Here is a 455-nt window from a genome sequence, read left to right as displayed (position 1 = left end):
GTTATGTACTTAAGGAAATATGAACCTATTATTTGTTTGTTCAGAAAATCGTTTGCGTAGTCCTACAGGTGAGGAAGTCTTTTCTGAATATGAAGGAATCAACGCAATCGGGTGCGGTACAAATGCAGATGCCGAAACACCGCTTTCAGGCGACCTTATTGAATGGGCCGACGCCATCTTAGTCATGGAAAAGTCTCACAAAAACAAAGTCGCCAAAAAGTACAAAGACTTACTTAAAGGTAAAAAATTGGCTTGCTTAGACATACCAGACAATTACGAACGCATGCAGCCCGAACTCGTTCGCCTTTTAAAAAATAGGGTTCCAAAGTTTGTACGGTTGTAAGTGGCACGTACATAACAAGCAAATTAAGCCGTTCCCGTTGGTCACTGGGACGCATACACGTGGGCTGCTTCGCATTGTACCCCACGTGCCTGCGCCCCTTATTTAAAAGTTA

General features: G+C 43.3%; 1 protein-coding gene. It reads left to right on the top strand.

Going from position 1 to position 455, the window contains the following annotated elements; translation table 11 throughout:
• Window positions 1-19 precede the first annotated feature (19 nt).
• Entirely contained in the window at window positions 20-343 is a 324-nt protein-coding gene (locus tag V7R42_RS19905; RefSeq protein WP_334022401.1) for a low molecular weight protein tyrosine phosphatase family protein, read from the top strand.
• The last annotated feature ends 112 nt before the right edge of the window (window positions 344-455 follow it).

The sequence above is a fragment of the Alteromonas sp. S015 genome (assembly GCF_036864485.1).
In the GTDB taxonomy this organism is placed as follows: Bacteria; Pseudomonadota; Gammaproteobacteria; order Enterobacterales; family Alteromonadaceae; genus Alteromonas.
This window is presented reverse-complemented; position numbering and strand designations above follow the sequence as displayed.

Excerpts from the sequence above, each read along its gene's own strand:
- V7R42_RS19905 (WP_334022401.1), top strand. The coding sequence starts at position 20 with ATGAACCTATTATTTGTTTGTTCAGAAAATCGTTTGCGTAGTCCTACA.